Source organism: Streptomyces dryopteridis (assembly GCF_049606955.1).
Classification (GTDB): domain Bacteria; phylum Actinomycetota; class Actinomycetes; order Streptomycetales; family Streptomycetaceae; genus Streptomyces.
Genome location: NZ_CP187113.1, coordinates 1,907,590 through 1,923,969 on the forward strand (window position 1 = coordinate 1,907,590; position 16,380 = coordinate 1,923,969).

The window sequence follows — 16,380 nt, forward strand, 5'->3', positions numbered from 1 at the left end:
GCCGCGCGGCGGCGGCACGGGCCGCCGGGGCGCGAGCTCGGGCCGGTCCGCCGACGAGGGCACGACCGGCGGCACGGCCGCGGGCCCGCCCCCGTCCGGCTCCCCGTCGAACGGCCGCCCGTACCCGGGGTACGGCACCCCGGGCGCGGCGGGCGGCACGGAGGGACCGGGATACGCCGGCCGCGGCGCCTCGGGCGCACCGTACGGACCGGACGCGGCGGGCCGGCCCTGCCCCCCGCCCCAGGGATCACGCGGGTCGACGGCACCGTAGGGCGACGAAGCCGGCGGCGCGTCCGACGGCTCCTGCGGGTACGCGGGACGCCGCGGCGACTCCCCGTACGACTCCTCGGGCCGCGGGCGCTGCGGGTTCTCGTGCACGAATCTCGCTCCGTACGATCTCGGGCTGCCCCGCGCGCTCACGCACGGACCAGACTCGGCGGGCCTTCCCCCTGCTTGATGCGAGAACCCAACCCCAAGGTTCCAAATCCCGGCAAAATCCCCCCCGCCCCGAAACCCCGGTCTCCGCTTGTCCCGCACCCGTCTCTCAGGCCACGGGCGTCACACCGGACACCGACGGGCGTTCACCGTCAGCGACTCCTCTCGCGGGACAGTCCGCCGCGCACGTGTGCTCGACGCGGGCGGTATGGTCATCGACGCGGAACAACACCACACAGTGACACCCCAGAGCCATCCCCTGTTCCAGGACGTGTCGACGCAGGCTCGACATCTGGGCACCCGTCGTTCCCCGTTTGACGGTGATGGGACCGAGGACACCCCCCGTGGCGAACACACGTGACATCGGGGCCTGCCTCAGACCCAGATTCCATGTCAGCCAGCTGTGGACGAGGACACCACTGCCCCTCGTCACGTCCTTGTCCACGACGAGACGGACTCCGTAGACCTTGCCCTCCGGGTCGACCGCCATGTTCTCCGGCCGGTCCGGCTCACTCTCCTCGATGGGGGTCGCCCCCCGCGAGACCAGATCGACCAGCCCCTCACGGGTCGTGCCGATCATGCTGCTGAGCAGGCATTGCCTCAGTCTCCAGGCGGACACCGGATATCGCTCGGCCACGCGCGTGAACAGCGCCTGTCGTGTCATCGGTCCTTCCTCCGTGACCACCGCCACGACCGCCTCGACCGCGTTCGAATAGGGGGTGACCTTCAGATGCGTCCACTCGGTCAGGGCCCACGTCCCCTCCGGCCGCAGTCTCACGAACCTGGTGTCGCGTCGCAGCGCCTCGTTGATCGAGGCGACGGATCCCGTGTCGATCCCCGCGCGAAGGTCATCGGCACGGCTCGGCTCACCCCGCTCGAGCAGCCACAAGTACGCCGCGTCCCTGCCCCGGGCTCGACGGCGGAGCCATGACCCGTCGTCCGCCCGTATCACGGGGCTGCCACCGTGGCCCAGGATCTCCCTGATCGGCACGCCCAACGGGACACCCGCCGCCGCGGCGACGGGGTCCAGTCGCTCGTCCCGAAAGGGCGCCTCTCTCAGCACCTTCCGGAGAACGCTCTCGAGCGTCGTGGCGTCGACCGCCCACCAATGGCGCGTGCTCCCCGCCCAGGTTCGAGGGTTCCGCAACCCGGCGCCTTGGGCGAACACGTCGACGGCCACGTGATCCGCGACCCGCAGGACGCCGGCGATGTCCGCTCGGGAGACGGCGGGGGACACGGCCGACGAACGCAAACGCGCTCGCCAGTTCCCATCATGCAGATCACCGGCCTCGAGCAGACGCCCATGGGCCTTGACGATCAACTGCCTGGCCCTCTCTCCGGTCATCCGACGCTCCCGACCTATGTCCGCCAGTGTCCGCCCCTCAAGGCGGGCCGACAGCAGGTCACGCAGCTGCGGATGCAGAACCGTCCACGTCTCGGCGAGCCAGTCCGTCCCGCCCCCGGCCGCCCCGCCCCCCTCAGTCATCCGTGACATGGGCGAGCGTCAGCCCCAATCGCCGGGCGATCTTCTCGTGTGTCGCCTTCTGCTTGGACGTGACCGGGCGTACGAACGAGTCGACGGCGCAGATGGCCCACGGATGGGTGTCCCCCTCGGCCTGGGCCGAGATCGCCGCCCAGGCGAGGTGCTTGAAATCCTTGATCGGGGCCCACGCGAAGCGCTGCTCCACCTCCTCGTCGTCATCGCGCCGGATCGTCACCCGCAGGGGCTTGATCTCGAGAGTCTCCAGGTCGACGTGCCACCCCGGCCCGAGAGCCCTGGTCACCAGCGTCTCCACGGGTGTCGCGGGCTCGATGACGCACGAGGCCCATTTACCCACTCCGTAGGTGGCGCGCACGTATTCCTTCATCGGCCCGTCCTTGATCCAGGGCCTGACGTTCTCTGGTTTGCCGATGAACGGAATCAGCTTGCCGCCGATCTCGGGGTCCGCGGTCCACATCTGGTAGCGCTTGGTGCGTTCCGAATCCGGGAGATAGGTCCACCGCAATTCGGCGGCCCTCCCGTACAGGCGTCGGACGATCTCTTCTTCGAGGTCCGGGGGCAGCGCGTAGGTACTCATACGATTCCTGTCGTGTAGGGAAACTGCAGACGGACCTCGTCGGCGGCCGTCTCCAGGTCGGCCGCGTCCTGGATCCAATGGTCCATCAGCGACCCGACCGTCTCGTCGCTGAACTCGATGCGCGAGGCATGTGGCATGTGGACCCTCAGGTGTTCGCTCTCGCCGCTCTCGAGAGAACGCCGGAGATCGAGGGTCGCCGCGACCCGGCGGATGTCCGTGACGAAGTCGAGAACCTTCAGCGCGCGCTTGCCCGGGCTGAGCCTCAAGCCCCGACCCAGTTGCTGGACGAAGATCCTCCTGCTGTGTGTGACCCGCAGGAATCCGATCAGGTTCACGTCGGGGACGTCGACCCCCTCGTTGAAAACATCCACGCACGTGATGATCGGAACCCGACCGAGCCGGAATTCGTTCAACAGCAGTTGACGCCGCATTCTGGGAAGGCCGCTGTGCAGAAACGAGGCGTTTCGCCATGCCGGGTCTGAAACCGCGAACAGTCTGGCCATGTGCTCGGCGTGTTCGATCGTCTGACAGAACAGGATCGCGCGCGGCTCCGAGGTGTTGCGCCAGGCCTCGCGGACGTGCTCGACGATCTCCTCGTCACGCTGAGGCAGGAAGAGCGATCTGTTCAGATCTTTGATCGAATGCCCGTGCGAACTGGCGGTCCGCACGACGTCCCAATCGACGTTGTCGACGTAGAGACGGTAATCGACCGCCGAGAGGTATCCGGCGGCCATCCCCTCGGCGATTCCCATCTTGTACGAGAAATAACCGAAATGCGAAGTGATGTCGAATTTGTCACCGCGCCACGGCGTGGCGGTCACCCCGAACCGATCCGCATCACCGCACAGTTCGAGCAGTTCCGCAAATCTTCCGGTCTCCGCCACGTGATGAGTCTCATCGACCATGATCAAGTCGGGGCGGTAACCCAACTTGACGGCCGCCAAGACCGATTCGACGGTCCCCACGACGACACCGTCGAGCTGGTGGGGCTTCCGCTCCCCTGTGAGCAGGCGTGTGGGGACTCCCTTCCGGACGTGCCGCCACATCGCCTTCTCGAGCTGCTCGACGAGGTCCTTCATGTGAGCCACCACGAGGATCCTCGCGTCGGGGCGCTCCTTCAAGAACCCGGCGATAACCTCACCCCCCACAACGGTCTTGCCCAGACCCGTCGCCAGCACGAGGAGCGCCGTGCCCCGGTCCCGTAGGTCGCGGACGACGGCGTTCACGGCCTCCGTCTGATAGGGACGCGGTGAGTACCGGGCCGGTACGTCCTCTGGCATGCGCTCACCGATCGCGCGCAGCGTGGCCCCCTGCCAGACGACGATGTCGATGCCCACCCGCCCCAGCGCCACCCGTCGGGCCTCGGCCGTGGCGTTGAGGTCGGTGTTGGTGACCAAGACCGCTCGATCCGCCCGGTAGTAGGTCCGCGCCCGCTCCAGATCGTCGATCCCCGAACGATCGACCTTTCCGGCCGCCTTCCACTTGCACTGGAAGACCCACTGTTCACGCTCTCGCACCGCCAGTAGGTCCGCGCCGTTGTCCCCCGCGCCGTCGATGACGCGGACATCGGAGAACCCGAGGTGCCACAACGTCCGTTCGACGGCACGGGGCAGCCCCGCAGGCCCTCCGGCCAGGAGCTCGGAGGGCTCAAGGAACGACGCTCTCACCCCTCCTCCGCCAGCTCGTCGGACAGCAGGCGGATGCTCAGCCGGGTCCGCAGAAGCTCACTCGGCGAACCGGAACCGGAGAAACTGGCCCGGGTGGCGACATCGGACACATAGCCGACCGTGCGCGCGAGGCTGAGCCGTTGCGCGGAGGCCGTGGACACCCCCGCGTAGACCCCGGCGAAGACGCGCCCGTCCATGAAGGGTTCCGGCCAGGACTCCAGCAGCCGCACCAGGAAGAGCGCGGGCACGTGCGTCAGGAAGTCCCCGCTCTGACCCAGATCGGCGGTGCGCGTGACCTGACCGTTGGCGATCATCGCGTGCTCGGTCGTGGTGAGCTCGTCGGGGGAGAGGAATTGGAAGGCGCGCTGAGGATCTCCGACGGCGTTCAAGGCCACCACCATGCGCCGACGGACCTCCGCGAGGAGCTCCTGGGCCTCGGCGCTGATCGTCCGGACGTCCAAATCGGTTCCCGGCAAGGACTCCGCCCGGATGGCCGCGATCAACGCCGAGTGGGTCCAGTCCGAATCGCCGCGCACCTTGAGCAGGGCGGCGATCTCGGCGAGGAGCATGTCGGCCGGCTCCGCCCCGAAACGCCGGAACACGGCGTGGTCGAGGTCGAGGAACGCCGTGACGTCGTTGCCGCTGCGCTGTTCCAGCAACACCGGCGTCCGGTTCCCGTGCTCATCGAGCAGCGGGGACTCTCCGAGCTTCCTCGCCTCGACCTCCACGAAGCCGATCTTCCGGTCGGGATGCCCGAAGGAACGGCTGAGAGCGGGGTAGACCACGGAAGTCCTCAGGTAGCGGTCGATCCGCTCCTGCCGGGTCTCCGTCCGCTTCTCCCCGGGCACACCCTGGAATTGAGCCGGTACCGCCGGCCGTGTCGCCACCGGAGGCTCGGCGATCACCACGCGACCGGGCTCCGTCCCGTCCGACTCGGGAAGATCGAGAGGGAGGGCCGACGCTCCACCGAGGGCCTGCAACACGGCGTCCTCGTCGACCCTGCGCGCGGTGGCGGCGACGGCCTTGTCCGTCTTCCCGCGCCGCTTGGCCGCCTCGTGGTCCTGAACGGCCTGCCACCAACGCTCATCCGTCTGGTAGTCGGGATTCCCCCGATGGAATTCCTGGCCCCAGCGTCGCGTGTCGTCGTGAATCGGCTTTCGACCGTCTCCCGGCACCAGATAGCGCTCCCCGGCGTCGTTCCGACGGAACGCCTTGAAGAGGGTGGCCAAGGGGCTCGTGTTCGGGCCGTACTCGAGGGCGGCGGCGCGCTGGGGCAGCAGGGGGGCGACGCCGCGCACGATCTCCACGACCGATCGCCAGCTCCGGTCCCCGTACTCGAACGCGTCCTTCTGGTACGTCACCGGCACGTGGTCGATGTGGATCTCCCCGATGATCCGCCCACCCTGGTGAGCGAGGTCGACCGGGTACTCGGGTTCCTCGTTGCCGACGGCGCCGTCGGGGTTGCGCCACGTGAACAGCTGCTTGTCCCAGCGCAGGATCTTCCGACCGTTGCGCAGGAAGTCGATCCCGAACTGCTTCTTGTCCATGTACCGCTGGATGCCGAGCCATCCGTGCACCCGGCGCTCGCGCACGGAGAGACGATCCCCGCCGCAGTCGTCGCACGCCTCTCGATCGCCGAACTGCCACTGTCCGCAGTCGGCGCAGGCGAGACCGTCGGGCAGTTTGGTGTCGATGGGGATGTAGGCGGGGATCCGTTCCTTGTTGTTGTAGAGGACCGCCCGGTCGTCCCCCCAACGGCAGTGGAGCCTGGGCTTGACCTGATACCCGCCGACCCACAGCTCGAAGGGCCGGTTCGCGAGCAGCCAGGAGTAGACCTCCGCGAGCGAGTTGCGCAACGCGGCCTTGTTCTTGCTCAACCAGCGGGCCCGCACCGGGTGCAGCCTGCTGATGACGATGCGGGTGCCGTGCTCGTTCGGGTCGTTCTTGGGCTCGGTGATGTCCTCGGCCTCGAAATCGTCGCCGATTCGGTCGAGGTCGATCTCGACTCCGATCCACTCGGAGTCACCCTGCCTCGTCGTCAGCACTCGGGTCCGCTTGCCGAGGCGAGCCGTCGAGACGTTGAAGCCCATGCCGAAGAGGCCCAACTTGTCATGCTTGTCGTTGCCCGACCAACCCGCGCGGACCGCGCGCTCGAGCCGCTCGTAGGACATGCCTCGACCCGTGTCCGTGATGACCAGCTCGCCGGCCTCGGAATCGGGCAGTTGGACACTCACGCGAAAGCCGCCCACCCAGGGGCCGCCGGAACGATGGACCTCGGCGAAGTCGTCGAAGGAGTTGTCGATCAACTCGGCGACGCACTGCCACTCGTCGAACTCGATCTCGCCCAGCATGCGCAACACACGCGCGGAAGGAGTGATCTTCATCGTGGGAAACTGTCCTCCGGTTCTCTCGGCTCACGCCGACGACGCCTCGGAGCGACACCCGCTCCGGGCCTGACCCATCCCCCACCTGACGCGGTTCGATGGCCCGCGGCGAAGACTAGGGGTGGGGATCACATGGCGCGGCGACTTTCAGCCGCCGCCGCACCCGTCCTCGCCTCCCTCCCGGGCTCCGTCTCGGAGACCGTCTTCGAACAGGCTCAACGCCACGGCAGATCGTCGTAAGTCGCCACCTGCTCCAGGATGTGCGCGGTCACCTCTTCCCGGAGGACCGCGGGATCGTGCTTGGCGATGCCAAACGTGCGATTCCGCCCCTCGTGGACGGTGTCCCATTTACTCCGGGCGCTCTGACGAGTGCTCTGTCCCTGTTCGCGGCCACCGAATCCGTTCAGGACCGAGTTCCAGACCGGGCGATATCCGCGTCGGAGTCCGTCCTCCCCGAGATCCGCGTGCACGCTCGGCATGAGCAGGGCGCGGAACGCGAACTCCGCCAGCGGCAGGCCCGCGCCCGCGATGGAGGTCCGATGATCTCCCAGACGCTTGAACAGGGGGCTGCGGGACGCCGCCGTCCGACCCGTGGCGCTCTTGGACACGGCCTGGCCGACGTACACCGGTATGTCGAGCCGGGCGAGGGGCGCGTAGAGAGGCAGCGAGGACCCGCGGTAGTAGATCGCGTAGAGTCCCGACCCCTCGAAGCGCTCGATCGACTGGTAGAGGTCGACGAGCGGTTGCCGCTCGAAGGCGTGGCACACGATGTTGGTGAGATCCGCCGTCGACAACGGATCGAAGAAATCAGGCTCATATCCGTCCGACACAAAACCCTCCCACGCCGGCCGCGATCCCGCGGCGCCTCAACGCGAAGATCATATTGAGCGATCGAACGTGACCTCAAGGGGCTTCTCTCCCCAATCGGCGAGAACCATGGTCCCCACTTCCGACGGAGATCCGGGCCGCCTCTCGCGTAACGTCCGTGAACGCGCGATCACGGCTCGGAGCAGACCATTCCGCGGCCGTTCACCGTTGGCTCGCGCGCACTTCCGCGATGACCCGCGCGGCCGCCGCTTCCGGGGACTCGTGCTCCCAGATTCGAACGACCTTCCAGCCTTCCTCGACCAGGACGCGTCCCGTCTCCCGGTCCCTGGCCTTGTTCGTGTCGATCTTCGTCGTCCAGAAATCGACGTTCTTGGTCGCCGGACGGAAATGTTCCGGGCACCCGTGCCAAAAACATCCGTCCACGAACACCGCCACCCGGGCCCTGGTGAACACGATGTCCGCGGTCCTCCGCAATCCCGGGACCGGTCGCGCCGACACTCTGTAGCGAAGCCCCTCTCGGAACAACAGGGATCTGATCAGTCGCTCCGGACCAGTGTCCCGGCCACGATTCCCGCGCATCACGGCGCGGGTGGCGGCGGAGCTCGCCCACGACCCCTCGGGCAACGGTCGCTCGCCGAGCATCCCCCGCTCCCTGGCGATCTCCCACGCGGCGGCCAGGTTCCGGGACCGGGTCGGGCCGTCCACCTCGCCGATGTAGCGCGAGGGCGAGCGCCCGTCGTCGGACCAACGAAGGTACGCCCGGATCCGGCGGGTCCTGGGAAAGACCTTCAGCGTGACGGAGGCGAGGGCGTACCGCTCCTCGTCCAGCGCGACGTAGCGCCGCTCACGCCCCCCGGCCGCCTTGTCCTGCTCCGCCGCGACGGCCTTCCGGCCGCGGCCCTCCCGACCTCGCCACGCCCGATCGGGCGGAGGGTTCCGGTTCCAGGCCGCTCCCCCGAGCCGCTCCTCACCGGTCACGAACGTCCTTCCGGCTCCGCCTCTCCGCGTCGTCGAGCGCCTTGGAGACGGCCTTGGCGAAGGCCTTCCCGAGTAGCACGGGCACGGCGTTGCCCAACTGGCGCATGCGTTCGCCTCGAGGCCCCGCCAGCTTCCAGTCGTCATCGAAGGTCATGACACGAGCCGTCTCCCGCACGGTCATGTAACGGTGCTCGTACGCCGTCCCATCGGAGTTCAACTCGTCGAGCAGCATCACGGACTCGCCGCCCGGCACACCGTGGACGCCCGCCTTCACCGTCTTGGCCGGCTTGTCGAGTTCGTTGGGCGTGTGCCCGTCGTAGATACGGGCCCCTGGCCAACCCACGTGGTCGGCGATCCCACCCTGCTCGGTCCGCTTGTCCAGGAGGTCCCGGTCGATCTCGGGAAGACCCGCGAGCGCGTCGCGCAGGGTCAGCCAGCGAGGGAGCGGGTCACCGTCCTCCAGGGGCAGCTGATCGGCGAAACGAGCGGCCACTCGGTCCCGAACATGGCCCGGAACCTTCGTATGGTCATCCCAGTACGCGCCGGTGAGGAGAGCTCGGGTCAGCGCGTCCTGAGAGTGGGTGGGGGCGGCGTCCCGTTCGAAGGCGTCGTAGTCGACTCCCAGGTCCTTCCGGAACGCCACGAGGATCACCCGGTTACGCACCTGCGGAACGCCGTACTCGGCGGCGTTCACCTGGAACCGCCTGACCTCGTACGACCGCGCGGGATCGGCGTCGCGGGCGTCATGGCGCTCCCGCAGCACCGCGTCGTGCTCACGCCACGTCGCGCCCTCGCGCCGTTCCACGAAGGGCAGGCCGAGTTCCCGCTCGATGTACTCGAAGTAGGAAACGAAGGAAGGACGGACCAGACCTCGCACGTTCTCGCAGATCACGGCCTTCGGACGGATCTCGCGCACGGCCCTGAACATCTCGGGGAACATGTTGCGCGCGTCCTCGTCGCCCTTGGCCACGCCTCCGAGGCTGAACGGTTGGCACGGAGGCCCGCCCGCCAGTAGATCGACGTCGCGCTCCGCCAGGAACCGCATGTCCAGGGCTCGGACATCCCCCTTGACCAAGGGGGCCCCCGGCCCCCGGTCGGCGCCGCCGGAACCCGCCCCGCGACGCTCGTCGAGCCCGTCGAGCCACTTCTCGAGGACGTCGGAACCCACACCCTCCGCGAAGCCCTCGAACCCATTGGCCTCCAGGGTCTCGCAGGCCCTGGGGGCGAACTCGTTCAGCAGGAGGTGCCGAAAGCCGGCCTTGGTACTGGCCTGGACCAGCCCGCCACCCCCCGCGAAGAGCTCCACCGAGGTCCGCTTCATCTGTCCACTCTCCTAGCCGCTCAGCGACCTGAAACCATACCGCGGAGGTGTGACACCAATACCCCGCGGCGAAATGGGCCGGCCCCGGCGATCGAGGAGACCACCGGGACCGGGAGACACGACTCAGACGTTGAAGCGGAATTCGACCACGTCGCCGTCTCGCATGACGTAGTCCTTGCCCTCCATGCGGGCCTTGCCCTTGGCTCGGGCTTCCGTGACCGAGCCGCAGGCGACCAGGTCGTCGAAGCCGATGACCTCCGCCTTGATGAAGCCGCGCTGGAAGTCGGTGTGGATGACGCCCGCCGCCTCCGGGGCCGTCGCGCCCTTCTTGATGGTCCAGGCGCGGGTCTCCTTGGGGCCGGCCGTCAGGTAGGTCTGCAGGCCCAGGGTGTCGAAGCCGACGCGGCCGAGGGTTGCCAGGCCCGGCTCCTCCTGGCCGACGGACTGGAGGAGTTCGAGGGCCTCCGCGTCGTCGAGCTCGGCGAGGTCCGCCTCCAGCTTCGCGTTGAGGAAGATGGCCTCGGCGGGGGCGACCAGGGCGGACTGCTCGGCCTTGAAGGCGTCGTCGGTGAGCTCGTCCTCGTCCACGTTGAAGACGTAGAGGAAGGGCTTGGTGGTGAGCAGGTGCAGTTCGTGGAGGAGGTCGCCCTGCTCCGTGCCCTTGCTGACGCCGGCGGAGAAGAGGGTGCGGCCCTCCTCCAGGATGATCTTGGCGGCTTCGACGGCGGCCAGGACGGCGACCTTGTCCTTCTGGAGGCGGGCCTCCTTCGTCAGGCGGGGGATCGCCTTCTCGACGGACTGGAGGTCGGCGAGGATCAGCTCGGTGTTGATGGTCTCGATGTCGTCCTTGGGCGAGACCTTGCCGTCCACGTGGACCACGTTCTCGTCCTTGAACGCGCGGATGACCTGGCAGATGGCGTCCGACTCGCGGATGTTCGCGAGGAACTTGTTGCCCAGGCCCTCGCCCTCGGAGGCGCCGCGGACGATGCCCGCGATGTCGACGAAGTCGACGGTCGCCGGGAGGATCTTCTGCGAGCCGAAGATGCCGGCCAGCACCTCGAGGCGGGGGTCGGGGACTCCGACGACACCCACGTTGGGCTCGATGGTGGCGAACGGGTAGTTGGCCGCCAGCACGTCGTTCTTGGTCAGGGCGTTGAACAGGGTCGACTTGCCGACATTCGGCAGGCCGACGATTCCGATCGTGAGCGACACGTTGGCGACTTCCCGTAGCTGGAGGGGCGGCGGTCCGGGTGCGGACCATCGCACAGTTTACTTTCCGATGAGCGCACACGCTTGTACGCGTGTCCGGAGCCCGATCCGGCCCGCGGCACCCTAGCGTGATCCCGTGGAGCACTACACGACGCGTTCACCCCATCACCCACCGCGACCCCGCCCGCGCGACCGGTCGGCCGCCGCGCTGCCCGTGCAGGCCGGCGGCCGGCCCGCCGCCGCCGTGCCCCGACGGCCGACCCGCGCGCCCCGCGCGAACGGCGCCCGCGCCCTGACCCGGGGGTCGCGGCGGTTCCCCCGGCCCCGGTTGACGGGGCTCGGGGGCGGGCTGTTCGGCTGCGCGGCGATGCTGCTGGTCGCCGGGATCGCCTGGCTGTTGTTCGATTCCTCGTTGTTCGCCTACGGGCTGCTGTTCCTGCCGGTCGCGGCGGCCCTCGCGCTGTGGATCCGGCCCGCGGACCTGATCACGGCGCCCATCTCGGCCCCGATCGCGTTCGCCGTGGGCACCTGGCCCATCGCCGGCGGCTCGGGCGGGATCGGCGGGCAGGTGATGGGGGTGGTGACGGCGCTGTCCCTGCACGCGGGCTGGTTGTACGCGGGGACGCTGATCGCCGCGCTGATCACCGTGGCCCGGCGGGCCGTGCTGAGCAACCGGCGCCGGCCGAGCCGGCGGGCCGGCGCCGCCGCCTGAACCGACCGCGCCCGAGCCCGCCCCGGAACGCCCGCACCACCCGCACCACCGACACCGCCCGCGCCGTCAGCCCTTGAGGCGGTCCCCGGCGGCCATCGCCGCGCCGACGATGCCGGCGTTGTTGCGCAGTTCCGCCGGGACGATCTCGGCCCGGACCCCCTCGATCAGGGGCAGGAACCGGTCCGCCTTGCGGCTCACCCCGCCGCCGAGGACGAACAGGTCGGGCGAGAAGAGCATCTCCACGTGGGCCAGGTAGCGCGAGAGCCGCTTGGCCCAGCGTTCCCAGCTCAGGTCCCCGTCCTCCTTGGCCTTGACGGAGGCGCGGGTCTCGGCGTCGTGGCCGCGCAGTTCGAGGTGGCCGAGTTCGGTGTTCGGGACCAGCCGGCCCTCGGTGAAGACGGCGCTGCCGATGCCGGTGCCGAGGGTGAGGACGACGACCGTGCCGAGGTGTCGGGCCCGGCCCGCCCCGTGGGCCATCTCGGCGATACCGGCGGCGTCGGCGTCGTTGAGGACGGTGACGTGCCGGCCGTCGAGGGCCTCGGAGAGGGCCTTGGCCGCGTCGAGGTCGACCCAGCCCTTGTCGACGTTGGCGGCGGTGCGGGTGACTCCGTCCACGACCACGCCGGGGAAGGTGATCCCGACGGGGCCGGTCCACTCGAAGTGGCGGACCACCTCGGCCACGCTCTCCACCACCCGGTCGGGGGTGGCCGGTTGGGGGGTGAGGACCTTGTGGCGTTCGGTGGCGAGGTCGCCCCGGGCGAGGTCGACCGGGGCGCCCTTGATGCCGGATCCACCGATGTCCACGCCCATGATCTGCGTCAGCTCCATGGACACACCGTATGAAATCCGGCGCCGGTCGACTACCCGGCGTACCGGACGTTCCGGGGCGTCGCGGCGGTCACTCGCCGGCGACGAGCCCGGCGGCCTCCTCGCGCAGGTCGCGGCGGAGTTCCTTGGGCAGCGAGAAGGTGATCGACTCCTCGGCCGTCTTGACGATCTCCACGTCGACGTAGTCGCGCTCGGCGAGCCAGGCCAGGACCTCCTCGACCAGGACCTCGGGCACGGAGGCCCCGGAGGTCAGGCCCACGGTGCTGACGCCCTCCAGCCACGCCTCGTCGATCTCGCTCGCGAAGTCGACCAGGTGCGCGGCCTTCGCGCCGGCGTCGAGGGCGACCTCGACCAGGCGGATGGAGTTGGAGGAGTTCTTTGAGCCGACGACGATGACGAGGTCGGCGTCGCCGCTCATCGTCTTGACGGCGGTCTGCCGGTTGGAGGTGGCGTAGCAGATGTCGTCGCTGGGCGGCGAGACGAGCAGCGGGAACTTCTCCTTCAGCGCGTCGACCGTCTCCATCGTCTCGTCCACGGAGAGGGTGGTCTGGGAGAGCCAGACGACCTTGGACTCGTCGCGGACCTCGATCTTGGCCACGTCGGCCGGGCCGTCCACGAGCTGGATGTGCTCGGGGGCCTCGCCGGAGGTGCCGATGACCTCCTCGTGGCCCTCGTGGCCGATGAGGAGGATGTCGAAGTCCTCGTTCGCGTAGCGGATGGCCTCCTTGTGCACCTTGGTGACCAGGGGGCAGGTGGCGTCGATGGTCGCCAGCCGGCCTCGCTTGGCCTCCTCGTGCACGGTGGGGGCGACCCCGTGCGCGGAGAACATCACGATGCTGCCGGGCGGGACCTCCTCGGTCCGCTCGACGAAGATCGCGCCCTTCCGCTCCAGGGTCCGCACCACGTACTTGTTGTGGACGATCTCGTGCCGCACGTAGATCGGCGCCCCGTACTGTTCGAGCGCCTTCTCGACGGCGATCACGGCACGGTCGACGCCCGCGCAGTAACCGCGCGGAGCGGCGAGCAGGACACGGCGGGAAGTGGTGGCGGTCATGCCGTCCATCGTACGGGGGCACCCGGGAGGCCCGGGGTCGCCCGTTCGGCACACACTTGATCAAATGTGATCGAAAACCCGTTCCTACCATCACACGGAGGATGGATGGCGTCCGTCCCGCCCCCCGCCCCGCCCGAGCCCCCGCCCTCCCCCGACGGGCCCGCGAGCGCGCCCGAGGGCGGTCGGCTGCGCCGCTCCCTGGGCTTCCGCGACCTGGTGGTCTACGGATTGTTGTTCATCGCCCCGATGGCCCCGGTGGGCGTGTTCGGCAGTCTCGACGCGCGCTCGCACGGCGCGGTCGCCCTCGTGTACCTCGTGGCCACGGTGGCGATGGGCTTCACGGCCTGGTCCTACGCGCAGATGGTGCGGGTGGCGCCGCAGGCCGGGTCGGTGTTCGCGTACGCCCGCAAGGGGCTGGGCGAGGGGCCGGGGCTGATCGCGGGCTGGATGGCGATGCTCGACTACCTGCTGATCCCGGCGGTGGCCTACCTGTTCTGCGGGATCGCGATGAACGCGCTGGTCCCGGAGGTCTCGCGGTGGGTGTGGACGGCGCTGGCCGTCGTGATCACGACCCTGCTGAACCTGTGGGGGGTGCGGGCCGCGGCCCGGGTGGGCTTCGCGGTGCTGGCGCTGGAGATCGCGGTGCTGCTGGTGTTCCTGGTGTCGGCGGTGACGGTGCTGGTGCGCGACGGGGCGCACCGGGACTGGTGGTCGCCGCTGGTCGGGGACGGTTCGACGGCGTTCTCGGTGGCGGCGGTGCTGGGCGCGGTCTCGGTGGCGGTGCTGTCGTACCTGGGCTTCGACGCGATCGCCTCGTTCGCGGAGGAGGTGACGGGGGGCAGCGCGAAGGTGGCGCGGGCGGTGTTGTTCTGCCTGGCGTTGTCGGGGGTGTTGTTCGTGGCGCAGACGTATCTGGCGGCGTTGTTGTCGCCGGTGACGGCGGCGGAGCTGGCGGCGGAGCCGGCTCGGCAGGGGTCGGCGTTCTACGACACGGTGGACTCGGCGGTGGGTCCGTGGCTGCACGATCTGGTGGCGGTGTCGAAGGCGATCGGGGCGGCGTTCGCGGCGTTGGCGGGGCAGGCGGCGGCGGGGCGGCTGGTGTTCGCGATGGCGCGGGAGCGGCGGCTGCCGGGGGTGCTCGCGCGGACCTCGGACGGCACGCCGCGGGTGGCCCTGTCGGTGGCGGCGACGGTGACCCTGGTGGCGGCGGTGTGGGCGGCCTCGCGGGACGACGGCCTGGACCATCTGGTGTCGCTGGTGGACGTGGGGGCGCTGGTGGCGTTCACGTTGTTGCACGCGTCGGTGATCGGCTGGTTCGTGGTGCGGCGGCGGGCGGCGGGGCCGGTGCGGTGGTTCGCGCACCTGGTGGTGCCGCTGGTGGGCGCGGCGATCACGGTGACGGTGATCGTGGAGGCGGCGTGGACGGCGCAGGTGGTGGGGGCGGTGTGGCTGGTGGTGGGCCTGGTGGTGTTGTGGGCGCAGCGGGGCCGGCGGACCGGGGCGCGGGCGTGAGGGTCCGGGGCGGCACGGGGTCGGCGGCGGCGTGTCGGTTGTCCGTGCGGGCCGTTAGCCTCGGCCCATGAGTCTGAACACGTCGGCCGAGGCACCGCTGCCCGTGGGGCGGGTGTCCCGGCTCATCGGGGGCTGGATCGATCGGCTGGGGCAGGTGTGGGTGGAGGGGCAGATCACCCAGTTGTCGCGGCGGCCGGGCGCGGGGGTGGTGTTCCTGACCCTGCGGGATCCGGCGCAGGACGTGTCGATCGCGGTGACCTGTTTCCGGCAGGTCTTCGACGAGGTCGCGGACGTGGTGACGGAGGGCGCCCGGGTGGTGGTGCTGGCCAAGCCGGAGTGGTACGCGCCGCGCGGGCAGTTGTCGTTGCGGGCGAGCGAGATCCGGCCGGTGGGGATCGGGGAGTTGTTGGCCCGGTTGGAGCGGCTGAAGCGCTCGTTGGCGCAGGAGGGTCTGTTCGGCGCGGAGCGCAAGCGTCCGTTGCCCTTCCTGCCGCATCTGGTGGGGCTGGTGGTGGGGCGGGCCTCGGCGGCGGAGCGGGACGTGTTGGAGAACGCGCGGCGGCGGTGGCCGGCGGTGCGGTTCGAGGTGCGCAACGTGGCGGTGCAGGGGGTGCACGCGGTGCCGCAGGTGGTGGCGGCGGTCCGGGAGCTGGACGCGCATCCCGAGGTGGACGTGATCATCGTGGCGCGGGGCGGGGGCAGTGTGGAGGACCTGCTGCCGTTCTCGGACGAGGAGGTGGTGCGGGCGGTGGCGGCGGCGGGCACCCCGGTGGTGTCGGCGATCGGGCACGAGCCGGACTCCCCGTTGTTGGACCTGGTCGCGGACCTGCGGGCGTCGACGCCGACGGACGCGGCGAAGAAGGTGGTGCCGGACGTGGGCGAGGAGATGGACCGGGTGCGGGCGGCCCGGGACCGGGCGCGGCGGGCGGTGACGGCGTTGTTGGACCGGGAGGAGCGGGGGCTGGCGCACGCGGTGGGCCGGCCGGTGTTCGCGCGTCCGCAGCGGATGGTGGAGGCGCGCGAGGAGGAGGTCGAGGCGCTGCTCGGGCGGGCCCGGCGGACCGTGGGACATCTGTTGGACCGGGCGGATTCGGAGGTCGAGCACATCCGGGCGCGGGTGGTGGCCCTGTCGCCGGCGGCGACGTTGGAGCGCGGGTACGCGGTGCTGCGGCGGGCGGACGGGCACGTGGTGCGGGCGGCGGAGGAGGTGGACGCGGGGGACGAGCTGCGGGTGCGGGTGGCCGAGGGCGCGTTCCGGGTCGCGGTGACGGGTCCGGAGCCGGTGCCGGGCGGTGGGGCCTGAGGGCGCGGGCGGGCGGACGCGGTGAGGCGTGACGAGTGACGATGACCAGGGTGTCCAGGGTGACCAGGTGA

13 protein-coding genes are annotated in these 16,380 nt (G+C 70.0%); 3 read left to right on the top strand and 10 right to left on the bottom strand.

Annotation, left to right across the window (positions count from 1 at the left end; all coding sequences use genetic code 11):
* Positions 1-544: 544 nt before the first annotated feature.
* From ACN20G_RS07790 to ychF, 8 genes are all read right to left on the bottom strand, one after another.
* A complete protein-coding gene (locus tag ACN20G_RS07790) occupies positions 545-1,921 on the bottom strand; it encodes an RNA polymerase subunit sigma-70 (RefSeq protein WP_424211997.1) in 1,377 nt (458 codons plus the stop codon).
* A complete protein-coding gene (locus tag ACN20G_RS07795) occupies positions 1,914-2,513 on the bottom strand; it encodes a hypothetical protein (protein ID WP_424211998.1) in 600 nt (199 codons plus the stop codon). Before ACN20G_RS07795 ends, ACN20G_RS07790 begins: the two co-directional genes overlap by 8 nt.
* On the bottom strand, positions 2,510-4,180 hold the full coding sequence (locus ACN20G_RS07800) for a DEAD/DEAH box helicase family protein (protein ID WP_424211999.1): 1,671 nt from the start codon (positions 4,178-4,180) through the stop codon (positions 2,510-2,512). The genes ACN20G_RS07795 and ACN20G_RS07800 overlap by 4 nt, the downstream gene beginning before the upstream one ends.
* On the bottom strand, positions 4,177-6,564 hold the full coding sequence (locus ACN20G_RS07805) for an ATP-binding protein (protein ID WP_424212000.1): 2,388 nt from the start codon (positions 6,562-6,564) through the stop codon (positions 4,177-4,179). The genes ACN20G_RS07800 and ACN20G_RS07805 overlap by 4 nt, the downstream gene beginning before the upstream one ends.
* Before the next feature lie 215 nt (positions 6,565-6,779).
* Positions 6,780-7,394, bottom strand: a complete 615-nt coding sequence (locus ACN20G_RS07810) for an Eco29kI family restriction endonuclease (protein WP_424212001.1) — start codon at positions 7,392-7,394, stop codon at positions 6,780-6,782.
* Positions 7,395-7,593: 199 nt separating this feature from the next.
* Complete coding sequence (locus ACN20G_RS07815; protein WP_424212002.1) at positions 7,594-8,370, bottom strand: very short patch repair endonuclease; 777 nt, start codon at positions 8,368-8,370, stop codon at positions 7,594-7,596.
* A complete protein-coding gene (locus ACN20G_RS07820) occupies positions 8,360-9,691 on the bottom strand; it encodes a DNA cytosine methyltransferase (protein ID WP_424212003.1) in 1,332 nt (443 codons plus the stop codon). The genes ACN20G_RS07815 and ACN20G_RS07820 overlap by 11 nt, the downstream gene beginning before the upstream one ends.
* Positions 9,692-9,814: 123 nt before the next feature.
* The gene (gene ychF / locus ACN20G_RS07825) at positions 9,815-10,903 is read right to left on the bottom strand and encodes a redox-regulated ATPase YchF (protein WP_424212004.1); all 1,089 of its coding nucleotides are present in this window, start codon (positions 10,901-10,903) and stop codon (positions 9,815-9,817) included.
* 133 nt (positions 10,904-11,036) lie between these two features.
* On the opposite strand from ychF, the gene ACN20G_RS07830 reads away from it, so the two are divergent.
* Positions 11,037-11,612 carry a DUF6542 domain-containing protein gene (locus tag ACN20G_RS07830; protein WP_424212005.1) on the top strand — a complete coding sequence of 192 codons (576 nt, stop codon included), beginning with the start codon at positions 11,037-11,039 and terminating at the stop codon, positions 11,610-11,612.
* Between the two features lie 66 nt (positions 11,613-11,678).
* Here the strand turns inward: ACN20G_RS07830 and ppgK are convergent, their stop codons facing one another.
* Positions 11,679-12,440 carry a polyphosphate--glucose phosphotransferase gene (gene ppgK, locus ACN20G_RS07835; protein WP_424212006.1) on the bottom strand — a complete coding sequence of 254 codons (762 nt, stop codon included), beginning with the start codon at positions 12,438-12,440 and terminating at the stop codon, positions 11,679-11,681.
* Positions 12,441-12,510: 70 nt separating this feature from the next.
* Positions 12,511-13,503 (bottom strand): 4-hydroxy-3-methylbut-2-enyl diphosphate reductase, encoded by a 993-nt coding sequence (locus ACN20G_RS07840; protein ID WP_424212007.1) that lies wholly within the window; start codon positions 13,501-13,503, stop codon positions 12,511-12,513.
* 96 nt (positions 13,504-13,599) lie between these two features.
* Between ACN20G_RS07840 and ACN20G_RS07845 the strand changes: the two genes are divergently transcribed.
* Positions 13,600-15,006, top strand: a complete 1,407-nt coding sequence (locus ACN20G_RS07845) for an APC family permease (RefSeq protein ID WP_424212008.1) — start codon at positions 13,600-13,602, stop codon at positions 15,004-15,006.
* Between the two features lie 67 nt (positions 15,007-15,073).
* The gene (xseA, locus tag ACN20G_RS07850; RefSeq protein WP_424212009.1) at positions 15,074-16,309 is read left to right on the top strand and encodes an exodeoxyribonuclease VII large subunit; all 1,236 of its coding nucleotides are present in this window, start codon (positions 15,074-15,076) and stop codon (positions 16,307-16,309) included.
* The last annotated feature ends 71 nt before the right edge of the window (positions 16,310-16,380 follow it).